Origin of the sequence: Natrinema versiforme (genome assembly GCF_005576615.1) — an archaeon.
Classification (GTDB): Archaea; Halobacteriota; Halobacteria; order Halobacteriales; family Natrialbaceae; genus Natrinema; species Natrinema versiforme_A.
This window is the reverse complement of sequence record NZ_CP040330.1, coordinates 3,489,920-3,512,006: the sequence shown is the minus strand read 5'-3', so window position 1 is coordinate 3,512,006 and position 22,087 is coordinate 3,489,920. Positions and strand designations below refer to the sequence as shown.

Genomic DNA, 22,087 nt, shown 5'->3' with positions numbered 1-22,087 from the left:
AACGGGCCGTTTGTCCGGTACTCGGCTCGAGCGGCGCGAGAACGGAACCGGGACGATTTCGCGAAACCGGAAGCAATCAACCGCACGAAACGAGACTGCGACGCGCGCGAGACCCTCTACAGCCCGATTCCGAGGGACTCGTTGGTCGTCTCGATGCTCTCCTCGGCGTCGGCGGTCCCGGTCACGGCGCGGATGGCATCGACGTTCTCCGGAACCACGTCGCTCTCTTGGTGGATGCCCTGGAACAGGTAGAAGTCCCGTCCTTCCGTCGAAACGGACTCCTCCCAGATGCAGTTCTCCCAGATGTCGCCCCGCGGCCGACCCGCGTCGAGGGCGTACTCCTTGAGTTTCCCGCTGCCGTCGATGTCCATCCGCTCGGGGATCAGGAACAGCCGCGACTCGTCGGCGAACAGGTCGCGGACCTCGGCGGCGTCGACCTCCTCCTCGAGCGTGACATTGAGGCTGTGCATGTGCATCAGCGTCGCGGGCACCTTCATCCCGAGCGTGTCGATGTCCAGATCGGGGAAGATGGTCTCGACGTCGGGACCGTGGTGAGAGGGGATCGTCACCGGGTTCGGCAGGATGTCGTTGATCGGCCCGCGAGAGGTCTGGCCGGGGTCGCCGCCGCGCCGGACGAGCGTCGCGCGGACCTTCTCGACGCCGTACTCCTCGCGCAGCGGCGCGATGACTCGGGAGAGTCCGGTCGTGTTACAGGAGACGACGCGGACGTGGTCGGCGTCGACGGCGTTCTCGAAGTTCGAGCGCGCGTTGAAGCTCACGTCGACGAGGTCGGCGTCCTCGCCGCCCTGATAGAGCGCGGGCGTGTCGTGTTCCTCGTAGAGGTCCTTGTTCTCGGCCCCGATGCCCGAGGGCGTGGCGTCGACGACGACATCGGCGTCGGCGACGAGGTCGTCGACCGGCCCAGCGATGTCGAGACCGGCCTCGGCGAACAGCTCCTCGCGTTCCTCGACGGCCGCGTAGAGCGAGAATCCCTTGTCGATGGCCGTCTCGGCCTCGAAGTTCGGGCGCGTCTTCGCGACGCCCAGCACCTCCATGTCGGGCTGCTGTCGGACGGCGTCCGCGACGCGCTTGCCGATCGTGCCGTAGCCGTTGATGGCGACCTGTTGCATATACCCGAGAGTGACTCACCGAGCGGGATAATCGTTTCGAGGCCTCTCAGCCGATATTCACTCGGATCGGAGTTCTCAATCGGTCTCGAGCCCGATCTCGACATTCAGTCGCACGGATCTCGAGCCGGCGACTCGAGCCGTCGCTCCCGTCGCTGGCACCCTCACGGAGAAACCGGCAGAGCGCCCGCGATCGCGGCCGAGGGCAAGACATATCGGTCCGCTCGCCGCACACGCACGTATGACAGCACTTCGAGCCGCGGCGGAGACGGCGGTCCGCCAGTGTCTGAATCTCGAGGGGGAGGAGTCGTGTGCGGTCGTGACGGACGACGAGCGCGAACCGATCGGGGAGGCGATCTACGAGGTTGCGAGCGAGATCACCGACGACGCCGTGATCGTCCGCTATCCGCCGGGCGAGACCCACGGCAGCGAGCCTCCCGAGCCCGTCGCGGCCGCGATGGCGGCGGCTGACGTGGTCCTCGCGCCGACGACCAAGAGCCTGAGTCACACCCGCGCCCGGACTGAGGCAAACGAGGCTGGGGCACGGGTCGCGACGCTCCCGGGGATCACCGAGGACGTTTTCACGACCGGGTTGGCAGCCGACTACGAGTCGATCGCGGCCCACTGCGAGGCGGTCCGGGAACAGGTCGCCGGAGCCGACGAGATTCGGGTGACGACCGACGCCGGAACCGATATCACGTTCGGCGTCGCGGACCGCGAGTGGCTCTCCGATACCGGCATCGTCCACGAGCCCGGCGAGATGTCGAACCTTCCCGCGGGAGAGGTCTTCATCAGCCCCGAGACCGCCGACGGCACCTTCGTCGTCGACGGGACGATGCGGCCCCACGGGCTGCTCGCGGACGGTCACCGGCTCACCTTCGAGGTCGAGGACGGTCTCGTCACGCACATCTCGGACGACGAGATCCGCGAGACGGTCGAGAACGCGGCGGAGGAAAGCGAGGCGCGAAGCGCCTCGGAACGGAGCGGCGAAGCCGCGGAGACGGTCGGCGACGCCGCGTACAACCTCGCGGAACTCGGCATCGGCACGAACGTCGCCGTCACCGAACTCGTCGGCTCGGTCCTGTTGGACGAGAAGGCGGGTGGTACCGTCCACATCGCGATCGGCGACAACGCGGGGATCGGTGGCGAGACGGAAGCGCCGATCCACCTCGACGGCATCCTCCGTGAGCCGACGGTCTTCGCCGACGGCGATCCGATCGAACTGCCGACGCCGGAATCCGACTGACCGGAACGCGCTCTCTCAGCGCCTCTCGAGCGGACCCGGTCTCGAGCCGGAGAAGTCCTCGTATCGGCTCGTCTAACACATCAGTATTCCTGTCTGAACCTGGTAGATTCAAGTATGGGCATTGTCTGAGTGAGGACGATGAGCGACACTCGAGGGTACGATATCGAGGGTATCGAACTTACGGACGACCGCTACACGGTCGAACAGGGCTTTATTCGAAACAAGTACCGAGCGCTCGACCGCGACGGGAACGTCGTCCTCCGGGGGAAACAGAAGATGCTGAAGATGAAAGAGGAGTTCCCCTTCGTCGACGCCGACGGCGACGAGGTGTTCACGGTCAAAGCCGGTGGCATCATCGACGTGGCGGGGAACTACGTCCTCACGGACGCCCGAACCGGCGAGGATCTGATCATTCTGGACAACGACTACTCGCTGCTCCAGGATACGTGGAAGATCCGCGACGCGACGACCGAGGAGAAACTGGCCGAGATCAACTCCCGCGGCGCGATGGTGACGCTGGCTCGGAACGTCGTTCCGTTCGGCGGCTTGATTCCCCACAAGTACGAGATCACCGACCAGACGGGCGATCACGTCGGCTCGATCGACGGCCAGTTCTCGCTGCGGGACCGCTACGAGATCGTCATCGACGACGCCAGCTCCGTCCCGAAAGAGCCCATCGTCGCCGCGGCGATGGTCATCGACGCGATTCAGGGGAACTAACCGCGTCTCACGCCCGCCTCCCGAACCGAACCCGATGCAGTCGGCCGGTTCGGTCGACAGTCGAGGATCGCAGGCGGCGACGACCGGTTCAATCGGCTTTTAGGTGCGTAGCCGCTACGATGGGTTATGAGCGAAATCCCGGATCGGGTTCCGACGCCCTGTCCCTCGTGCTCGCCGGACCTCGAGACGGTCCACGAGGTACTCACGGAAGGCGGCGGTACCCTCACCGTTCGGTGCAGCGAGTGTAGTCACGTTCACAAAGTCCAGCCCGACCGCGAGAGCGAGGTCACGGTCGACGTGGTCGTCTCGCAGGGCGGCGAGTCCTTTACGGCGAACGTCACCACGCCCGAAGACGAGACGATCGAGGTCGGCGACGAGTTCATCCTCGAGACCGAGGAAGTCCTCTCGACGGTTCGCGTAACGAGCGTCGAACTCGACGGCCAGAAGCGAGTCGAGGAGGCTCCCGCGGACGAGATCGAGACCGTCTGGACCCGCGAGGTCGACAACGTCGGCGTCAACGTCACCGTCCATCCCCAAGACGGCTCGAGAGACGACAGCCGGAGCATCACCGTCCACGTCCCCGGCGACTACGAGTTCGAGGTCGGCGCGGTCGAGTCCTTCGGCGACGACGAGTTCGAGATCGACGCCTTCGTCGTCCGCGGCGACGCCGAGGGCTACCGACGGGACCGCTTCGACGAGGGCGGCGACACCGCCTTCGCGAAGGACGTCAAGCGCGTCTACGCCTACGACGAGCAGAGCAGCGCCTGGTCGGCGTGGTAAGCGGTTCTCCCGGTTTCTGACACCGCCCCGTATTTGCTACCCGGTACCATACGGTTCTCGAGGGCGTACTCGGTCACCCATGTTCGACAATTCCGACAGCGACGAGGCTCCGCGCCAGCGGATGGTCGAGACCGTCGCACCGCGGGTAGACGACGACCGCGTCCTCGAGGCGCTCGAGGCGGTCCCGCGCCACGAGTTCGTCCCGCCCGACCGCCGGGACAGGGCCTACGCCGACCGCCCGCTGCCGATCGGCGATGGCCAGACGATCAGCGCGCCGCACATGGTCGCGATCATGGCCGATCTGCTCGCGGTCGCCCCCGGCGACGATGTCCTCGAGATCGGGACCGGCTGTGGCTATCACGCCGCGGTCACGGCGGAACTGGTCGGCGACGAGGGCGTCTACACCGTCGAATACAGCGAGGAACTGGCCGATCGGGCCCGCGATCGACTCGCGGAACTCGGCTACGACGGCGTCTCGGTCCGCGCCGGCGACGGCCGCGAGGGATGGCCCGACCGCGCGCCCTACGACGCGGCCTACTTTACCTGCGCGGCGTCTTCCGTTCCCGATCCCGTCGTCGAGCAGGTCGGAACCGGGGGTCAGATTCTCGCGCCGATCGGGGCCGGGATCGGGAGTCAGCGACTCGTCAGTGCCACGAAGCGGGCGGACGGCTCGCTCGAGCGGACCGAGCACGGCGGCGTTCGGTTCGTTGAGATGCGGGGCTAAGTCGGCGCTGCGACGCCGCCGACTCGAGCCCCGTCGTGGGTGACCGCGCAAGCGCGTCATTCATAACAGCCGCCCCGATAGCTGGGGTATGGACCCCGCGGTACTGCGAGAGGATATGGTCGACGGCCTCGAGTCCCCACCGAGGGACATCCTCGCGGACGAGGATCTCGCCGTCGCGATGCGCGACGTGCCTCGCCACGCGTTCATCGACGAGGAACGGACGGCCTACGCGGACCGCGACCACGAGGCGCTCGGCACTCGCGTCCTCGCGCCGCGGACGGTGGCGCGACTGCTGCAGGCCCTCGCCCTCGAGGACGACCAGTCGGTACTGATCGTCGGCGTCGGCGTCGGCTACACCGCCGCCGTGGCGGCCGAAATCGTCGGCGAGACGAACGTCCACGCCGTCGACATCTCCCGGCCGCTCGTCGTCGAAGCGCGAGGGAATCTCGCCGAAGCGGGCTACGACGGCGTCCTCGTCGACCGTCGCGACGGCGCGGACGGCCTGCCCGAATACGCGCCGTTCGACCGCATTCTCCTCGAGGCCGCCGCCGTCGATCCGCCTCGCGCGCTGCTCGAGCAGTTGACTGACGAGGGGCGACTGGTCTTTCCGCGCGGCACCCACCAACAGCGACTCGAGGCGGTCTCGGCCGACGGTGAGATCGATCGCTTCGACGCCGTTTCGTTCGATCCGCTGTTGGTCGAGGGCGAACAGTCGGGTGCCGTCGAACGCAACCGAATGGCCCGCGAGGATCGCGAACGGGCACAGCGACGCGCCGAATCCCGCCGCGGCTGGGAACAGGACTGGATCGAGTGGGACGAGACGATCGACCGGCAGTCCCAACGGAGCCGATCACAGTAGCACAGCCGCTCTCTGGCGAGTGTGAGAGCGAGAGCCGCGTTCGGAACCGATTCTGACGGGTACTTCTCGATGGATTTCGTCCAGAAGACGCGAGTCCCGACGACTGGCGTTTCTCGAGCGCACAGCAGACCGTCGTCTCAACGGGTAGCGCGACGGACCGATGCCACTCACAGTTTCAGTACGTCGGAAAGTGGGGGTGGGGGAAAGGGGGTGGCGACAGTCTGTCTCAGATCGCCACTTACGGGTACACACTGGTGGGGGTTAAACGTAATTTCTAATTCTTTAGTGGCGTTTGACGAGTGGCACTAATTAATTAGTACCTACTCACCCAATTTGCTACGGTGATCGCTTTCCGATACCCATAGTAACTCAGCCGACGCGTGAGATCGATAGCGGATCACGCGCTCATCGCGCTCTCGAGACCGCAGTGACGATTGTCTCGACCCACAGGTACTCGGTTCACGAATCGGTCGCGGGACCCATCGTCTCAGTCTCGGTCGCCAGCCGCGGCTGTCCGGGTTTCGCTACCGAGGCCTCGAGCGGATCGAAGAGAACGCCGTCGCTATCGGAAATCGGTTCGGAAAGGGGTGGGGATGAGGGTGGCGACGAGTGGTTTCAGATCGCCACTATTCGGTAGGAACCGATGCGAAATAAGAATACGTCCTACCTGTTTGTAGCCGCTTCCCTCACGGTACTACTTACGTAGAATACCCGTCGAAGGCCAGCGTCACGAGTTTCCGCTCGGCCGCCCGCAAGTGGTAGTGATACGTCGGCGGCGACACGCCGAGCGCGTCCGCGAGATCCTCGCCGGTACTCTCTCGGGGCCACTCGAAGAAGCCGCTGTAGTGTGCCGCCTGTAACGCCTCGAACTGCTTGTCGGTGAGCCGCTCCGCGAGGTAAGCATCGAGCCGCCGCGCCGATCGCGTGTGCGTCGTCTCCCGTTTCGCCACCAGTTCCGTCTCGGGGTACTCCGCCTCGATCGCCTCGACCAGCGACCGCGTCTCGACGCCCTGTGGCACCTCGAGGACGAGCGTCGAGGCACCGTCTTCGGCCGTCGCCAGCCGTATCTGGACGTCGTACGTTCGCAACACGTCGAGGAACGGGGTCGACGTGACCGTGAGTTCGAACAGCGTCTCTTCGTCACCGTCGGACACTACCGACAGCGTCTCGATCGACGCCCACTCGGTCTCGAGGTCGGTGAGCGACGCCGTCGCCGGCGCGCTGACGAACAGGACGATCCCGTCTTCGCCGCGGTCGATGACGCCCTCGAGCGTGATCGGGGCCGCCGTCTCGACGTACGCCGAGAGCCGATTGAGCAGCAGCCGCGAATCCCTCACGGCGAGCTCGAGTTCGAGGCGACTGTCGGTCACCATCGCCCGTGTCCGCTCGACCGACCGGATCGCGTGCCCGGTCGTCTCCCCGAGTTCAGCCAGTACCTCCCGCTCGCTCTCGCCGACCGAATCGGCCCCCGAGACGTGGACCACCAGCGCGCCGTACCGGCGGTCGTCGGCGATCAGCGGAATCCCGAGCACCGTCTGATAGCCGTAGGTCAACGCCGCTTTGCGCCGTGATTCCCAGCGGCCGTCCTCGAGGACGTCGCGTACCAGTTGCACCCGCCCGGTCTCGAGCGTCTCGCGGGCCAGCGTGATCTCGGGCGCGCACGCGCCGTCGCCGCGGATCCGGTCGATGTAGGCCGCGTCGATCCCGGACCAAGCGGTCGGTGCGGGCGGCTCGTCGTCGTCCGCGGCGATCCAGGCGAAGCGGTACCGGTCCGTCTCGGCGAGGCGATCGCACACCGTCTCCTCGATCGCCGCGCGCGTCGATGCCTGCGCGATCCCGTGATTGATCTCCCGGACGATCTCGTTGGTGTGGTTGAGCCGCGTCAGCTCCTCGTTTTGCCGGGTCAGGGTGCGATCGTGATCCCGAAGCAACTGCTCGCGTTCGGCCCGATCCAGTGCGGCCTCGGTGTTGGCCGCCAGAATGTGCAACAGCTCGATCATCGTCTCGTCGAACCCGTCGACCTCCTCGCGACCTGCGACCAAGACGCCGTGGGTCCCGAGCGGAACGATCAGCTCGCTCCGGCCCAACGTCTCGGCGGGTTCGATGCCGTCCTCCAGCGGGGCCGATGCCTCCGCGCCGTCCTCGCACGTCACGTCCTCGTAGTAGGCGCTCTCGCCCTCCGAAAACGTCGCCCAGACCAGTCCTTCGCCCCGCTCGAAGGTCTGCTCCGGATCGCCCAGTTCGGGGGATCGCCCCGTCGAGGCCGCGTGCTCGAGGCTGCCGGCCGTCGGCTCGAACGCGTAGGCCGCGGCGACCGTCACGTCGAGGATCTCGCCCGCCGTTTCGACCGCCGATCGATAGATCTCGTCTTTGGTCTCCGCCCGCATCAGGTCCCGCGTCGTCTCGTGTAACGTCGTCAACGTCCGCTCGTAGCGGCGCTCGCTCTCGCGGAGTTCCGTTTCCGTGCGATACTGCGCGACGGCGTTCCTGATCTGATTCGCCAGCAACGCGTACTGCTTCTTCCCCGACTCCTTCTGGAGGTACTGGGTGACGCCTGCTGCGATCGCCTCGCTTGCGATCTCCTCCGATCCCCGCCCCGTAAACAGGATGAAGGGCAGATCGGGATCGTCCTCGCGAACGCGCTCTAACAACTCGAGACCCGTCATTTCGGGCATCTCGTAATCGCTGACGATACAGTCGACATCGCGGCGCTCGAGTACGTCAAGCGCCGCCGTGCCGTCCGTCGCCGTCTCGGCGACGATCGAATCGCGCTCTCGCTCGAGCATCTCTCCGGCGAGATCGGCGAATCCCGGTTCGTTATCGACGACGAGTACGGTGATCGGTTCCGTCATTGATCTGAATTCCCACGCGAGCGTTTCCTGACGTACTGATGAGGAGTGACTAAACGATTAGCATTCGACTATCGTTCGTTCGAATTACCTAGTCGTCTCGTTTGGGCCGGATTCGGGAGTGCACGGGATACAGCCGTCGAATTCGTAGTCCATCGCCCAGTTTATCGATGGGTGATCTATTTCGGACTCGAACCGAAGTTCCATCTTCTGTCCCGTTGCGTCGGCCGCACGGATCCAGTAAAACTGCTCGTTTTCAGGATAATAGACCAGAAACGCGTCGATCAACCCGTGATACGTCTCTTCGTGATAGGTACCGTCTTTCGTCGTCTGTGAATGCGTGTTGAATCGGAGCGTTTCCGGTTTATTCGACCACCCTGTTTTGCACTGAATTCGGTACAGGTCGGTCCCGTCGTCGACGATCAAATCGTACTTGTCGTTATCGCCAAACGGAATCGAGACGCTGTAGCCGGACGCGATGAGTTCGGAAATCGCTCTCGCTTCGGTTTCGTCGCCGACCGCTTTCGAGTTCCGCATATCGAGATACGCCGCGGGATCGGGTAAGAACAATTGGGCGGCAAACCAGTCGTAGCGGTGCTGTTCTAGCTGCAGTTTTGTTGAAACCACCGCTTACTTCGCTCACGGAGTGCCGCTTCGTTTTCGTACTGCCGCACGAAACGCTCATCGGTTTGATCTTCGAAAAAGCGCCCGAGGCGGGATTTGAACCCGCGTCACAACCGTGACAGGGTTGTATGATGGGCCACTACACCACCCGGGCTTGCAACTCTTGGTTTCCCGGTCACAGTATTAAGGGTTTTGTTCCAGGATCGTTTGGACGGTTCAGTGACAGAAACTGGTCCATCAGGCCGAATCATTTCCGAGCGGCATCCACGATTTTGTGCGTTCGAGATTGCATCATCACATCGACAACTCAGCATAGTCGGAGCGAATATTCTTCCCGGTGAGAATACGAGACGCGACGTTTTCATTGTCCAATCCGATCACGGACTCTTCTCGTCGGTACAGTATTCACTCGAGGAGTAACGTCGACAGAAAGCGCCCGAGGCGGGATTTGAACCCGACAGAGACGTTCCGGGCTGCGGTCTCACTTCGTTCGACCGTTCCGTGCATGCGTCTCTTTGTTTTCAAATCCTTCGTTCCGTTTTTCGAGGAACAGCGACTCGCTCCGCTCGTCGATTTGTTCCTCGAAAAAGCGCCCGAGGCGGGATTTGAACCCGCGTCACAACCGTGACAGGGTTGTATGATGGGCCACTACACCACCCGGGCTCCATCACATCGTTGCCCGCTACTGGTATTAAGGCTTTTCAATTAAACGCCGTATGGTACGGGCAGCCGCCCCGTGATTATCGGCTCGAGCCCGTCACAGATTCCAGATCCGTGATACCGAACCCCACGACCCACAAGGAATATAACTGAGAACCGGATACTCTCGAGTGTGATCGACGGTTCCGGTCAGGTTCGCCCGGCCGGGTAGCCCTGCTTGTGCGTCGAGTTAGTAACCGTTAAATGCCTCCCGCCGCTACCTGCCTGTAGTATCTCGTGACAGCCGCTTCTCTCCCAATAGCCGACACGCACACCCACACACACACCAATACATGGTAGACGTAAGCCAACACGAACTGGTTCCGGAGCACACCATCCTCGAGGAAGAGGCCCTCGAGGAGGTGCTCGAGGAATACGATATCGACCGTACAGATTTACCGAAGATCAAGCGCAACGATGCCGCGCTGCCGGACGACGCGGAGATCGGCGACGTAATCAAGATCGTTCGCGACTCGCGGACGACCGAGCAGTCAGTCGTCTATCGATACGTGGTGGAATAAATGGCAACAGAACTCAACCGCGACAAACGACGAGAGATCTCGCGCGAATACTTCTCGAAGGAACGGATCGCCGAACATCACTACCGCTCGTTCAACGCCTTCCTCAACCGGGGGATGCAGGAGGTCGTCGACGAGAAGGCGACGATCGACACGGATATCGGCGACAAGGAAGGCGAGGAACCGGTCCACGTCGAACTGGGCGATGTCCGCGTCGTCACGCCCCGCGTTCGGGAGGCTGACGGCTCCGAAGAACTGCTGTACCCACAGGAGGCTCGACTCCGAAACATCACCTACTCCGCGCCGGTGTTCATGGAGATGTCCATCGTCAAGGGCGAGGAAGGCGACCAGCGGGTCGTCGACTCGACCGAGACGAAGATCGGCCGGATGCCGATCATGGTCGGCTCCGACAAGTGTAACATCGCCGGCTTCTCCGACGAGGAGCTGATCGAGATCGGCGAGGACCCCGCCGACCCCGGCGGCTACTTCATCGTCAACGGCTCCGAGCGAGTCCTGATGACGAGCGAGGACCTCGCACCGAACAAGATCCTCGCGGAGTACGACAGCAAGTACGGCGACGAGATTCAGGTCGCAAAGACCTTCTCGCAGCGCCGTGGCTACCGTGCACTGGTGCTGTGTGAACGGAACCGCGAAGGGCTGCTCGAGGTCTCGTTCCCGTCGGTCTCGGGATCGATCAACTTCGTCACCCTCGTGCGTGCACTCGGGCTCGAGAGCGACGAGGAGATCGTTCACAAGGTCTCGAACGATCCCGAGGTCGTCAAGTACATGCTGGAAAACCTCGAGGAAGCGGAGGTCCAGACCGAGGAGGGGGCCATCGAGGAACTCGGGAAACGCGTCGCCTCCGGCCAGGGGAAAAACTACCAGCTCAAGCGGGCCAACTACGTCATCGACCGCTATCTGCTGCCCCACCTCCACGAGGACGGCGTCGAGGAGGAAGACGTGCGGATCAACAAGGCCCACTACCTCTGTCGGATGGCCGAGGCCTGTTTCGAACTCGCGCTCGGTCGGCGCGAGTCCGACGACAAGGACCACTACGCGAACAAGCGCCTGAAGGTCAGCGGTGACCTGATGAAGGACCTGTTCCGGACCGCGCTGAACAAGCTGGCGCGGGACGTGAAATACCAGCTCGAGCGTGCGAACATGCGTAACCGACAGCTCTCGGTGAACACGGTCGTCCGCTCGGACGTCCTGACCGAGCGCCTCGAGCACCCGATCGCGACGGGGAACTGGGTCGGCGGCCGCTCCGGCGTGAGCCAGCTGGTCGACCGGACCGACTTCATGGGCGTTCTCTCGCACCTGCGCCGGCTTCGCAGCCCGCTTTCGCGCTCGCAGCCACACTTCGAAGCGCGGGACCTGCACGCGACCCAGTGGGGTCGCATCGGGCCATCGGAGACGCCGGAGGGACCGAACTGCGGACTGGTGAAGAACTTCGCGCAGTCGATGGAGCTCTCCCAGAACGTCGAGGACGAACAGGAACTCAAACGCGAACTGGCATCCATGGGGGTCGAGGGCATTCCCGGCCTCGAGGGAATCGAACGAACGGCGGCCTCAGGGGACGACTAAATCATGAGCAGCCAACAACGAGAGGCGAAAGTCTACGTCAACGGATCGCTGGTGGGGACACACCCCGATCCGCACGAACTGGCAGAACAGATCCGGGAAGCGCGACGCATCGGCGATGTCAGCGAGATGGTCAACGTCTCGGTGAAAGATCGCACCCGCGAAGTGATCGTCAACGCCGACGCGGGACGGGCCCGACGACCGCTACTGGTCGTCGAGGACGGCGAGCCGCGCATCTCCGAGCAGGAGATGGACGCGCTCCAAGAGGGCGACCTCGAGTTCGAGGATCTGGTCGATCACGGCTACATCGAGTTCATCGACGCCGAGGAGGAAGAGGACATCCTCGTCGCCGTCGACGAGGGCGATCTGACCGAGAAACACACCCACCTCGAGATCGACCCGTCGCTGATCTTCTCGATCGGTGCGGGGATGATTCCGTACCCCGAGCACAACGCCTCGCCCCGCATTACGATGGGGGCCGGGATGATCAAGCAGTCGCTGGGGCTCCCCTCGGCCAATTATCGGATCCGGCCGGACACGCGCCAGCACCTGCTGCACTACCCGCAGCTCTCGATGGTGAAGACCCAGACCACCGAACAGATCGGCTACGACGAGCGGCCGGCGGCACAGAACTTCGTCGTCGCCGTGATGAGCTACGAAGGGTTCAACATCGAGGACGCGCTGGTCATGAACAAGGCCAGCGTCGAACGTGCACTCGCGCGCTCGCACTTCTTCCGTACCTACGAGGGCGAGGAACGCCGCTACCCCGGCGGACAGGAAGACCGCTTCGAGATCCCCTCACAGGACGTCCGCGGTGCCCGCGGCGAGGAAGCGTACAACCACCTCGACGAGGACGGCCTCGTCAACCCCGAGACGACGGTCGACGAGAACAGCGTCCTGCTCGGGAAGACCTCCCCGCCGCGATTCCTCGAGGAGCCCGACGACATGGGCGGTCTCTCGCCACAGAAACGGCGCGAGACCTCCGTTACCATGCGATCCGGCGAATCCGGGATCGTCGACACCGTCACGCTCATGGAGGGCGAGGACGGCTCGAAGCTCTCGAAGGTCTCAGTGCGCGACGAGCGGATCCCCGAACTCGGGGACAAGTTCGCGTCGCGACACGGACAGAAGGGGGTCATCGGCCACCTCGCACCCCAAGAGGACATGCCCTTCACCGAGGGGGGCGTCGTTCCGGACCTCATCGTCAACCCGCACGCGCTGCCCTCGCGGATGACGGTCGGTCACATCCTTGAGATGATCGGCGGCAAACTCGGCGCGATGGAGGGTCGCCGCGTCGACGGGACGCCGTTCCTCGGCGAGGACGAGGACGAACTCCGTGGCGGACTCGAGGAGTCCGGCTTCGATTCGGCCGGCAAGGAGACCATGTACTCCGGCGTCACCGGCGAGAAGATCGAGGCCGAGATCTTCGTCGGCGTCATTTTCTACCAGAAGCTCTACCACATGGTCTCGAACAAGCTGCACGCCCGCTCTCGCGGGCCGGTGCAGGTGCTGACCCGGCAGCCGACGGAGGGGCGCGCCCGCGAGGGCGGACTCCGTATCGGGGAGATGGAACGCGACGTGTTCATCGGTCACGGGGCCGCGATGACGCTGAAGGAACGACTCCTCGACGAGTCCGACCGCGAGTTCATCCACATTTGTGCGAACTGCGGGATGAGCGCGGTCGAAAACGTCGAACAACGGCGTGTCTACTGTCCGAACTGCGACGAGGAAACCGATATCCACGAGATCGAGATGAGTTACGCCTTCAAGCTCCTGTTAGACGAGATGAAGGCGCTGGGTATCGCACCGCGACTCGAACTGGAGGACGCCGTCTAAACCATGCAAGACACGACACCAAAAGACATCGGACAACTTTCCTTCGGGCTCATGGAGCCCGAGGAGTACCGGGAGATGAGCGCGACGAAGATCATCACCGCCGACACCTACGACGACGACGGATTCCCCATCGACATGGGGCTGATGGACCCGCGTCTCGGCGTGATCGACCCCGGCCTCGAGTGCAAGACCTGCGGGAAGCACTCGGGCTCGTGTAACGGCCACTTCGGCCACATCGAACTGGCCGCACCCGTCATCCACGTCGGCTTCACGAAGCTCATCCGGCGGCTCCTGCGAGGGACCTGTCGGGAGTGTTCGAAGCTCCTCCTCACCGAGGACGAACGCGACGAGTTCCACGGCCAACTCGACGAGTCCCGGAAGCTGAGCCGCGATCTCAACGACGTGACGAAGGCGGCGATCCGGCAGGCTCGCAAGAAAGACCGGTGTCCGTTCTGCGGCGAGATCCAGTACGACATCGACCACGAGAAGCCGACCACCTACTACGAGGTCCAGCAGGTTCTCACGAGCGAGTACTCCCAGCGCATCGCCGGCGCGATGCAGGGCGACGAGGAGGAAGGCGTCGAGCGAACGACGCCGGACGAACTCGCCGAGCAAACGGAGATCGAACTCACTCGAGTCAACGAGATCCTCTCGGGCTCGTTCCGCCCGCGGGAGAGTCAGCGCAAGGCCATCGAGAAGGCGCTGGATATCGACCTGACCGAGGAGGACACGAACAAGCTGATGCCGAGCGACATCCGGGACTGGTTCGAGAACATCCCGGACGAGGACATCGAGGTACTGGGGATCAACCCCGAACGCTCCCGGCCCGAGTGGATGATCCTCACCGTCCTTCCGGTACCGCCGGTCACCGCACGACCGTCGATCACGCTGGATAACGGTCAGCGCTCCGAGGACGACCTGACACACAAGCTGGTCGACATCATCCGGATCAACCAGCGGTTCATGGAGAACCGCGAGGCCGGTGCGCCCCAGCTGATCATCGAGGACCTCTGGGAACTGCTCCAGTACCACGTTACCACCTTCATGGACAATGAAATCTCGGGGACGCCGCCGGCGCGACACCGCTCCGGCCGGCCGCTCAAGACCCTTTCCCAACGGCTCAAGGGCAAGGAGGGTCGCTTCCGGGGCTCGCTCTCGGGCAAGCGCGTGAACTTCTCCGCCCGAACCGTCATCTCGCCGGACCCGACCCTCTCGTTGAACGAGGTCGGCGTGCCGGACCGCGTCGCAAAGGAGATGACCCAGACGATGAACGTCACCGAGCGCAACGTCGCGGACGCCCGCCGGTTCGTCTCGAACGGCCCCGAGGGCCACCCCGGCGCGAACTACGTCCGACGACCGGACGGTCGTCGGCTGAAGGTGACCGAGAAGAACTGCGAACAGCTCGCCGAGAAGATCGAGGCCGGCTGGGAGGTCAACCGCCACCTCATCGACGGCGACATCGTCATCTTCAACCGCCAGCCGTCGCTCCACCGGATGTCGATCATGGCCCACGAGGTCGTGGTCATGCCGTACAAGACGTTCCGGCTGAACACCGTCGTCTGTCCGCCGTACAACGCCGACTTCGACGGCGACGAGATGAACATGCACGCGCTCCAAAACGAGGAGGCCCGCGCCGAAGCGCGCGTCCTCATGCGTGTCCAAGAACAGATGCTCTCGCCGCGGTTCGGCGAGAACATCATCGGGGCCATTCAGGACCACATCAGTGGGATGTACCTCCTGACCCACGACAACCCCCGGTTCAACGAGACACAGGCACTGGACCTGCTGCGTGCCACCCGGATCGACGAACTGCCCGAACCCAGCGGCATCGACGACGAGGGCGAACCGTTCTGGACCGGGTACGACGTCTTCTCCGAACTGCTGCCAGACGATCTGAACCTCGAGTTCACCGGCACCGTCGGCGACGAGGTCGTCGTCGAGGACGGCCAGTTGCTCAAGGGGACGATCGCCGAGGACGAGGTCGGCGAGTTCGGCGGCGAGATCGTCGACACGATCACGAAGGTCTACGGCAACACCCGCGCCCGGATCTTCGTCAACGAGGTTTCGACGCTGGCGATGCGTGCCATCATGCACTTCGGGTTCTCGATCGGGATCGACGACGAGACCATCCCTGGCGAGGCACAGGACCGCATCGACGAGACCATCGAGGACGCGAACGACCGCGTCGAAGAGCTGATCGAGGCCTACGAGAACAACGAACTCGAGAGCCTTCCCGGTCGGACCCTCGACGAGACCCTCGAGATGAAGATCATGCAGACGCTCTCGCGTGCCCGCGACAACGCGGGGAACATCGCGGACGAGCACTTCGACGACGACAACCCGGCCGTCGTCATGGCGGACTCCGGTGCCCGCGGATCGATGCTCAACCTGACCCAGATGGCCGGTGCAGTCGGCCAGCAGGCGGTTCGGGGCGAGCGAATCAACCGCGGTTACGAGGACCGCACCCTCTCTCACTACGAGCCTAACGACCTCTCGGCCGAGGCACACGGTTTCGTCGAGAACTCCTACACGAGCGGGCTCACGCCGCGGGAGTTCTTCTTCCACGCGATGGGTGGCCGCGAGGGCCTGGTCGACACGGCAGTCCGGACCTCCAAGTCCGGGTACCTGCAGCGGCGGCTGATCAACGCCCTCTCCGAACTCGAGACGCAGTACGACGGTACGGTTCGGGACACCTCGGACACGATCGTTCAGTTCGAGTTCGGTGAGGACGGCACCTCGCCGGTCAAGGTCTCCTCCGACGAGGACAACGACATCGACGTCGAGCACATCGCCAGCCGTGTGCTCGACTCCGAGTTCGACTCGGCCGAGGAGCGAGAGGAGTTCCTCGGGTCCAGACCGCGACCGACGAACCTCTCGGAACACGCCGACGATCGACTGACCGAGGGCACGGAGGTGACCTCCGATGACTAACGTCGAGTACGCCGTCGACGACGACACGATCGCGGTCGTCGAGGACACCGACCTTCCCCGCCGGCTCAAAGACGAGGTCTACGAGACGCTCGAGGCCCGCGATGGCGCGACGGTCGAGGAGGCCGACGAACTCGCGAAGGCCGTCGAGACCCGCTATCTCGACACGCGCGTTGACCCGCTCGACCCCGTCGGGACGGTCTCGGCCCAGTCGATCGGCGAACCCGGAACGCAGCTGACGATGAACACGTTCCACTACGCCGGCGTCGCGGAGATCGACGTGACCCAGGGGCTGCCCCGGCTGATCGAGCTGGTCGACGCTCGGAAGACCCCGGACACGCCGATGATGACCGTCTACCTCGAGGGCGAGTACGCGACCGAACGCGAGAAGGCCCACGAGGTCGTCTGGAACATCGAGGCGACCCAGATTCTCGCGCTGGGCGACGTTTCGACGAACGTCGCGGACATGCGCGTCCAGATCTCGCTCAACGAGGACACGCTTCAGGAACGGATGATCACGGCCGAAGAGGTCGCCGAGATCATCGAGGACTCGCTCGGCGTGAGTACGGTCCAGCAGGGGTCCCAGATCGAATTCGGCCCCGAAGAGCCGTCCTACCGCGATCTCCTCCAACTCGTCGAGGAGCTCCGCGACATCACGTTCAAGGGAATCGAGGAGGTCTCGCGGGTCGTCATCCGCCGCGAGGAACTCGATAACGGCAACGAGGAGTTCGTCCTCTACACCGAGGGATCGGCCTTCGGGGATGCCCTCGAGATCGAGGGCGTCGACGCCTCGCGGACGACGTGTAACAACATCCACGAGATCCACCGCGAACTCGGGATCGAGGCCGCCCGCGAAGCCATCATCGAGGAAACGAACAACACGCTCGCCGAACAGGGCCTCGACGACGTGAACGTTCGGCACCTGATGTTGGTCGCGGACATGATGACCAACCGCGGCGAGATAGAGTCGATCGGTCGCCACGGCATCTCGGGCTCGAAGGAGTCCGTCCTCGCCCGCGCGGCGTTCGAGGTGACGGTCAATCACCTGCTCAACGCCGCGATCCACGGTGAGGTCGACGAACTCGACGGCGTGACGGAGAACGTCATCGTCGGCAAGCCGATCAAGCTCGGGACCGGCGACGTCGACCTCCGGATGGGATCGACCACTTCCGGTAGCAGTCAGGCCGACTGATCGATGGGCGTTACCCTCGATGACGACGCCCGTCGATATCTCGCCGCCTTCGAGGACGTGACGGGTGTCGACGGCCGGGACTGTCTCGTCACCGAGGGCGATGACAGGCTCCTGATCGTCGTCGAACGCGGCGGCATGGGCGAGGCGATCGGCCCCGGCGGCCGCACGGTCGAGCGCCTCGAGGACCGAGTCAACGCGCAGGTTCGCCTCGTCGAAGGGGCGGACACGGCCGAGGAGTTCGTCGCGAACCTCCTCGCGCCCGCGGCGGTGTACAACGTCACCATCAGCGAGAACAACGATACCGTCGCCTACGTCGAAGTCGCGGAAGACGACCACGGCGTCGCGATCGGCACGAACGGGCGGACGATCGACGCCGCCCGAACGCTCGCGGCGCGCCATTTCGGGATCGACGACGTGCAGCTGATCTGAGCGTTCGTTCTCCCCCTCCCTTCGTTACCGTCCGTCGATACACAACACTTGGTAGCGGTTAGTGACTGGCAGCTGAGATGCTGCGCGACCAGTGATCGGTTTCACCTCGACGCAGTAGCGCCTTCCTGCGAGTCTGTCCTCCCATTTCTGCTCGAGACTATCATAACCAAACCAATAAACGGACGCCACCTAGAACGAATTCGTATGACGGGTACGGAGACGCAATCTGCTGACGAGCGAGACGTAGACGAACTCGATATCGCACCGGAAGACGGGTGGAACGCACTGTATCTCGACGGGGAGTGGGTTCCCGCTGGCGACCGCGACTCGATCGATGTCGAAAATCCCGCGAGGCGGACGACCGTGACCACGGTGCCATCGGGAACCGAGGACGATGTCGACGAGGCGTACGCCGTCGCGGCGGCAGCCCAAGAGGAGTGGGCTGAGCGACCCCCACAGGAGCGAGCCGCGATCGTCTCCGAGGCCTGTGAGCTACTCGGCGAGTACGCCGCCGACCTCGAGACGCTGTTCGCGGTCGAGTGCGGCGGCGTCCAACTGAAGGCTGGCTTCGAGACCCAGCTCGCACAGGGGACGATGGAGGTCGGTGCCGGGCTGGCGATGCGCGACGGCGGCCGCCGCAAGGATTCGGTCACGCCGGGCAAGGAGAACCTGCTCGTGCGCGAACCGGCCGGCGTCGTCGGCGTCATCACGCCGTGGAACTTCCCGCTGTATCTCTCCAGTCGTGTCGTCGCACCCGCCATCGCGCTGGGCAACAGCGTCGTGCTAAAGCCCGACGAGCACACTCCGCTGACGGGCGGGCTCGTGCTTGCGAAGGTCTTCGAGGAGGCCGGTCTTCCCGAGGGCGTCCTGAACGTCGTCCCCGGATACGGCCACGAAATCGGCGATCACTTCTCGGGCCACGACGTTCCGTCGGTGATGTCGTTTACCGGCTCCTCGGAAGTCGGACGCGGCGTCGGCCAGCGCGCCGTCGGCTCGTACACGGAGCCCGCGCTGGAACTGGGCGGCAACAACGCTCACGTCGTGCTCGAAGACGCCGACCTCGAGCGGGCGATCGACGCCGGCGCGTTCGGGTCGTTCACCCATCAGGGACAGGAGTGTATCTCTATCAATCGCCACCTCGTTCACGAGTCGCTGTACGACGAGTACGTGGCCGGACTGGCCGACCGCGCCGAGCAGCTCCCCATCGGCGATCCGCTCGAGGAAGGGACTCTCGTCGGACCGGTGATCAACGAGAGCCAGCGCGACAAGATCGTCGGCTTCGTCGAGAAGTCGGTCGAGCGCGGTGCGACGGTCGAGACCGGCGGGAACCACGACGACCTGTTCGTCGAACCGACGGTGCTATCGAATGTCTCCAGTGACATGCCGGTCGCCTGCAACGAGCACTTCGGACCGGTCGCGCCGGTTATCCCATTCGAGAACGACGAGGAAGCGATCCGTATCGCCAACGACACCGAGTACGGTCTCTCGGGATCCGTTCACTCGACGGACGTGGCTCGAGCGCGCGACGTGGCTGACGCGATGGAGACGGGCATGGTCCACATCAACGATCAGCCGTTAAACGACGAGCCACACGTCGCGTTCGGCGGCGTCGGCGCGTCAGGGATGGGGCGGTACAACGACGAGTGGATCATGGATACCCTGACGACGCTGAAGTGGATCTCGATCCAGCGCGAGCCGCGGGAGTACCCGTACTGACCCTGGGTTCGACACCCGAGACTGGAGAGCTGTTCGAGACTGATTATCCGTTGTGACGGGGGCGCGATCAGATCCAGTCGACGCGATACTTACAGTGTTGCCCGCCGTCCGATCGACACTGGTCGCCGACTTCCTCGACCTCGACGGGACTGTCGGCGAACTTTCTGGCGACCCCTTGAATGAGTCCCTTATCGAACTCGCACGGATAGGGGTTCTCACAGGTCATCACGCCTTCGGTTTCCCCGTCCAGCTGGAACTCGTAGGACCCGATCCCGCTGCCGCGGTGGTTTTGGTGGTAGGCCTGATCGATCCCTCGTAACGCGTTCTCGACGTCGGAGAGCTCCGGCGGGAATTCGACGTGCTCGGGGACGTTCTGTCCCATGTTTCGCATCCTAACCCCGCCGTACTCGTCACGCATATCGTACAACATGGCCAGCGGAATGGCGAGCGGATACCACTCTTCGGGCTCGATGTCCTCGAGTCCGTGTTCGGCGAGTTTGTTGGTGATCTGTTTTCCGACGAACGACGAGACCGATTCGCCCGCGGCGATATACGACACGGGACTCCGCCCGATCACTTCCGCGTCCTCGAGCGATCCGTCGTAGCCGATTCGGTCGTTCACAGCGGGTAATTCGGTCTCGGACTGGGACTCTTCGTCGCCGCCTCCGAGTAGTCGCTTGAGCCAAGACGTGGTAACTAATACCGTAGTGATTGTACTCATAGCGAGTACAGAATATGAACCATATAACTAATATCCTCTCGTTACTGTTCGGTATGAGAGCAGGCTGTCAGTATCCGGGAGCCGATTCGCTGTCCGTGGGACCTCTGTGTCTCGGTCGATGGATCAGATCGAAGACGGCAGTTTCCGATTCGACGTGCCGATCGGAATCGGCCGTCGATTGCTTGTCCGGAGCAGTCTGCATCCATGAGACTCGAGAACGGCACCTCAGCGATCGAACGAAATGATCGCCGAATCACCCGCTCTCCCTATAATTCCGCACTTTCGGCTGGGTTCCGGACAGGAGACTGCAGCGGACAGCCCGAGAGCTGCCGTGCGGTGGTGAAACCGTCTCATATCCCTTCGTTGACCCTGATCGACCGTTCTCGAGCCGTAACGCCGGGTCGAAACAGGTCGCTTAAGTGCCTTCGACGGATAGCGGCCCCTATGGCAAACGGCAAATACGCCGCGCGCAAGCTCAAGAAGGACCGCCAGAATCAGCGGTGGTCCGACTCGGACTACGCGCGCCGCGCCCGTGGACTTCGCGAGAAGTCCGACCCGCTCGAGGGCGCACCTCAGGCTCGCGGTATCGTACTCGAAAAGGTCGGCATCGAAGCCAAACAGCCCAACTCGGCGATCCGAAAGTGCGTCCGAGTGCAGCTGATCAAAAACGGGAAGCAGGTCACCGCGTTCTGTCCCGGTGACGGTGCGATCTCGTTCATCGACGAACACGACGAAGTCACCATCGCCGGCATCGGTGGGGCGAAGGGTCGTGCGATGGGTGACCTCTCCGGTGTCAACTACAAGGTCGACAAGGTCAACGGCGTCGCGCTGAAGGAACTCGTTCGCGGGAACGCGGAGAAACCGGTGCGATAATCATGGCTGCAGAAGATCAACCAGATCCGGACGCGCCGGCCGGTGGTGCAGACGTTTCGGCGAAGCTCTTCGGCACGTGGGACCTCGTCGAGATCGAGTACGCCGACCCCTCGACCGAGCGCTACATCACGGTCTCGCCCGTCGCTCACACCGCGGGTCGCCACGCCAGCAAACAGTTCAAGAAGTCCGAGATCTCTATCGTCGAGCGCTTCATCAACCGCTTGATGCAGACCGAGGAGAACACGGGCAAGAAACAGCAGTCGCTCAACTACGTCCGCGACGCCTTCGACATCATCAACGAGCGTACCGAGGACAACCCCATTCAGGTGCTCGTCACGGCAGTCGAGAACGCGGCCCCGCGGGAGGAGACCGTCCGCCTGAAATACGGTGGCATCTCGGTCCCGAAGGCCGTCGACGTTGCGCCCCAGCGCCGCGTCGACCAGGCGCTGAAGTTCCTCGCGGAGGGCGTCTACAACGACTCGTTCAAGACGACGACCGACGTCGACGAGGCCATCGCCCGCCAGCTCATCGGCGCGGCCAACTACGACGTCCAGACCTACGCGGTCAGTCAGAAAGAAGAGAAAGAACGCGTCGCGGCGGCCGCCCGCTAAGCGGAGCGTCTTTCGGTTGTTTTCTCTCGAGGTTGCGGCTCGCTATCGACATTT

Annotated in this window: 18 protein-coding genes and 2 tRNA genes; 14 read left to right on the top strand and 6 right to left on the bottom strand. The window is 63.8% G+C overall.

Annotated features, from left to right (window positions below):
* Window positions 1-116: 116 nt before the first annotated feature.
* Window positions 117-1,130, bottom strand: coding sequence for a type II glyceraldehyde-3-phosphate dehydrogenase (locus FEJ81_RS17415; RefSeq protein ID WP_138246481.1), 1,014 nt, complete (start codon window positions 1,128-1,130; stop codon window positions 117-119).
* Window positions 1,131-1,368: 238 nt separating this feature from the next.
* Between FEJ81_RS17415 and FEJ81_RS17410 the strand changes: the two genes are divergently transcribed.
* The 5 genes from FEJ81_RS17410 to FEJ81_RS17390 all read left to right on the top strand — a co-directional run bounded on the left by FEJ81_RS17410 (window position 1,369) and on the right by FEJ81_RS17390 (window position 5,456).
* Window positions 1,369-2,373: an aminopeptidase gene (locus FEJ81_RS17410; RefSeq protein WP_138246480.1), complete on the top strand. Its 1,005-nt coding sequence runs from the start codon at window positions 1,369-1,371 to the stop codon at window positions 2,371-2,373.
* A 138-nt stretch (window positions 2,374-2,511) separates the two neighbouring features.
* Window positions 2,512-3,093, top strand: a complete 582-nt coding sequence (locus FEJ81_RS17405; RefSeq protein ID WP_138246479.1) for an LURP-one-related/scramblase family protein — start codon at window positions 2,512-2,514, stop codon at window positions 3,091-3,093.
* 126 nt (window positions 3,094-3,219) lie between these two features.
* Complete coding sequence (locus tag FEJ81_RS17400; protein ID WP_138246478.1) at window positions 3,220-3,873, top strand: HVO_0476 family zinc finger protein; 654 nt, start codon at window positions 3,220-3,222, stop codon at window positions 3,871-3,873.
* A gap of 79 nt (window positions 3,874-3,952) precedes the next feature.
* Window positions 3,953-4,597, top strand: coding sequence for a protein-L-isoaspartate(D-aspartate) O-methyltransferase (locus FEJ81_RS17395; protein ID WP_138246477.1), 645 nt, complete (start codon window positions 3,953-3,955; stop codon window positions 4,595-4,597).
* 88 nt (window positions 4,598-4,685) lie between these two features.
* On the top strand, window positions 4,686-5,456 hold the full coding sequence (locus FEJ81_RS17390; protein ID WP_138246476.1) for a protein-L-isoaspartate O-methyltransferase family protein: 771 nt from the start codon (window positions 4,686-4,688) through the stop codon (window positions 5,454-5,456).
* A gap of 698 nt (window positions 5,457-6,154) precedes the next feature.
* Here FEJ81_RS17390 and FEJ81_RS17385 read toward each other — a convergent pair.
* The 4 genes from FEJ81_RS17385 to FEJ81_RS17370 all read right to left on the bottom strand — a co-directional run bounded on the left by FEJ81_RS17385 (window position 6,155) and on the right by FEJ81_RS17370 (window position 9,592).
* Window positions 6,155-8,308, bottom strand: coding sequence for a bacterio-opsin activator domain-containing protein (locus FEJ81_RS17385; protein ID WP_138246475.1), 2,154 nt, complete (start codon window positions 8,306-8,308; stop codon window positions 6,155-6,157).
* Between the two features lie 84 nt (window positions 8,309-8,392).
* Window positions 8,393-8,842, bottom strand: coding sequence for a group I intron-associated PD-(D/E)XK endonuclease (locus FEJ81_RS17380; protein WP_138246474.1), 450 nt, complete (start codon window positions 8,840-8,842; stop codon window positions 8,393-8,395).
* Between the two features lie 168 nt (window positions 8,843-9,010).
* A tRNA-Asp gene (locus FEJ81_RS17375) sits at window positions 9,011-9,083 on the bottom strand.
* A 436-nt stretch (window positions 9,084-9,519) separates the two neighbouring features.
* A tRNA-Asp gene (locus FEJ81_RS17370) sits at window positions 9,520-9,592 on the bottom strand.
* 329 nt (window positions 9,593-9,921) lie between these two features.
* On the opposite strand from FEJ81_RS17370, the gene FEJ81_RS17365 reads away from it, so the two are divergent.
* From FEJ81_RS17365 to FEJ81_RS17335, 7 genes are all read left to right on the top strand, one after another.
* Window positions 9,922-10,149 carry a DNA-directed RNA polymerase subunit H gene (locus FEJ81_RS17365; RefSeq protein WP_138246473.1) on the top strand — a complete coding sequence of 76 codons (228 nt, stop codon included), beginning with the start codon at window positions 9,922-9,924 and terminating at the stop codon, window positions 10,147-10,149.
* The gene (locus FEJ81_RS17360; protein WP_138246472.1) at window positions 10,150-11,730 is read left to right on the top strand and encodes a DNA-directed RNA polymerase subunit B''; all 1,581 of its coding nucleotides are present in this window, start codon (window positions 10,150-10,152) and stop codon (window positions 11,728-11,730) included.
* Window positions 11,731-11,733: 3 nt separating this feature from the next.
* Window positions 11,734-13,563 carry a DNA-directed RNA polymerase subunit B gene (gene rpoB, locus FEJ81_RS17355; RefSeq protein WP_138246471.1) on the top strand — a complete coding sequence of 610 codons (1,830 nt, stop codon included), beginning with the start codon at window positions 11,734-11,736 and terminating at the stop codon, window positions 13,561-13,563.
* Between the two features lie 3 nt (window positions 13,564-13,566).
* Window positions 13,567-16,494: a DNA-directed RNA polymerase subunit A' gene (locus FEJ81_RS17350; RefSeq protein ID WP_138246470.1), complete on the top strand. Its 2,928-nt coding sequence runs from the start codon at window positions 13,567-13,569 to the stop codon at window positions 16,492-16,494.
* Window positions 16,487-17,683: a DNA-directed RNA polymerase subunit A'' gene (rpoA2, locus tag FEJ81_RS17345; RefSeq protein ID WP_138246469.1), complete on the top strand. Its 1,197-nt coding sequence runs from the start codon at window positions 16,487-16,489 to the stop codon at window positions 17,681-17,683. Before FEJ81_RS17350 ends, rpoA2 begins: the two co-directional genes overlap by 8 nt.
* Window positions 17,684-17,686: 3 nt before the next feature.
* Window positions 17,687-18,112: a NusA-like transcription termination signal-binding factor gene (locus FEJ81_RS17340; protein ID WP_138246468.1), complete on the top strand. Its 426-nt coding sequence runs from the start codon at window positions 17,687-17,689 to the stop codon at window positions 18,110-18,112.
* Between the two features lie 204 nt (window positions 18,113-18,316).
* Entirely contained in the window at window positions 18,317-19,828 is a 1,512-nt protein-coding gene (locus FEJ81_RS17335; protein ID WP_138246467.1) for an aldehyde dehydrogenase family protein, read from the top strand.
* Between the two features lie 67 nt (window positions 19,829-19,895).
* Here the strand turns inward: FEJ81_RS17335 and FEJ81_RS17330 are convergent, their stop codons facing one another.
* A complete protein-coding gene (locus FEJ81_RS17330; RefSeq protein ID WP_138246466.1) occupies window positions 19,896-20,549 on the bottom strand; it encodes a 4-vinyl reductase in 654 nt (217 codons plus the stop codon).
* Window positions 20,550-20,993: 444 nt separating this feature from the next.
* On the opposite strand from FEJ81_RS17330, the gene FEJ81_RS17325 reads away from it, so the two are divergent.
* Both FEJ81_RS17325 and FEJ81_RS17320 read left to right on the top strand, forming a co-directional pair.
* Window positions 20,994-21,422, top strand: coding sequence for a 30S ribosomal protein S12 (locus tag FEJ81_RS17325; RefSeq protein WP_004267302.1), 429 nt, complete (start codon window positions 20,994-20,996; stop codon window positions 21,420-21,422).
* Window positions 21,423-21,424: 2 nt separating this feature from the next.
* Window positions 21,425-22,033: a 30S ribosomal protein S7 gene (locus FEJ81_RS17320; RefSeq protein ID WP_138246465.1), complete on the top strand. Its 609-nt coding sequence runs from the start codon at window positions 21,425-21,427 to the stop codon at window positions 22,031-22,033.
* Window positions 22,034-22,087 lie beyond the last annotated feature (54 nt).

Bases quoted from the DNA above. Each gene is read 5' to 3' on its own strand.
- FEJ81_RS17380 (WP_138246474.1), bottom strand. From the start codon at position 8,842: ATGCGGAACTCGAAAGCGGTCGGCGACGAAACCGAAGCGAGAGCGATT.
- FEJ81_RS17350 (WP_138246470.1), top strand. From the start codon at position 13,567: ATGCAAGACACGACACCAAAAGACATCGGACAACTTTCCTTCGGGCTC.
- FEJ81_RS17335 (WP_138246467.1), top strand. From the start codon at position 18,317: ATGACGGGTACGGAGACGCAATCTGCTGACGAGCGAGACGTAGACGAA.
- FEJ81_RS17320 (WP_138246465.1), top strand. From the start codon at position 21,425: ATGGCTGCAGAAGATCAACCAGATCCGGACGCGCCGGCCGGTGGTGCA.
- FEJ81_RS17385 (WP_138246475.1), bottom strand. From the start codon at position 8,308: ATGACGGAACCGATCACCGTACTCGTCGTCGATAACGAACCGGGATTC.
- rpoA2 (WP_138246469.1), top strand. From the start codon at position 16,487: ATGACTAACGTCGAGTACGCCGTCGACGACGACACGATCGCGGTCGTC.
- FEJ81_RS17390 (WP_138246476.1), top strand. From the start codon at position 4,686: ATGGACCCCGCGGTACTGCGAGAGGATATGGTCGACGGCCTCGAGTCC.
- FEJ81_RS17330 (WP_138246466.1), bottom strand. From the start codon at position 20,549: ATGAGTACAATCACTACGGTATTAGTTACCACGTCTTGGCTCAAGCGA.
- FEJ81_RS17400 (WP_138246478.1), top strand. From the start codon at position 3,220: ATGAGCGAAATCCCGGATCGGGTTCCGACGCCCTGTCCCTCGTGCTCG.
- FEJ81_RS17415 (WP_138246481.1), bottom strand. From the start codon at position 1,130: ATGCAACAGGTCGCCATCAACGGCTACGGCACGATCGGCAAGCGCGTC.
- FEJ81_RS17365 (WP_138246473.1), top strand. From the start codon at position 9,922: ATGGTAGACGTAAGCCAACACGAACTGGTTCCGGAGCACACCATCCTC.
- FEJ81_RS17405 (WP_138246479.1), top strand. From the start codon at position 2,512: ATGAGCGACACTCGAGGGTACGATATCGAGGGTATCGAACTTACGGAC.
- FEJ81_RS17410 (WP_138246480.1), top strand. From the start codon at position 1,369: ATGACAGCACTTCGAGCCGCGGCGGAGACGGCGGTCCGCCAGTGTCTG.
- FEJ81_RS17325 (WP_004267302.1), top strand. From the start codon at position 20,994: ATGGCAAACGGCAAATACGCCGCGCGCAAGCTCAAGAAGGACCGCCAG.
- FEJ81_RS17360 (WP_138246472.1), top strand. From the start codon at position 10,150: ATGGCAACAGAACTCAACCGCGACAAACGACGAGAGATCTCGCGCGAA.
- FEJ81_RS17340 (WP_138246468.1), top strand. From the start codon at position 17,687: ATGGGCGTTACCCTCGATGACGACGCCCGTCGATATCTCGCCGCCTTC.
- rpoB (WP_138246471.1), top strand. From the start codon at position 11,734: ATGAGCAGCCAACAACGAGAGGCGAAAGTCTACGTCAACGGATCGCTG.
- FEJ81_RS17395 (WP_138246477.1), top strand. From the start codon at position 3,953: ATGTTCGACAATTCCGACAGCGACGAGGCTCCGCGCCAGCGGATGGTC.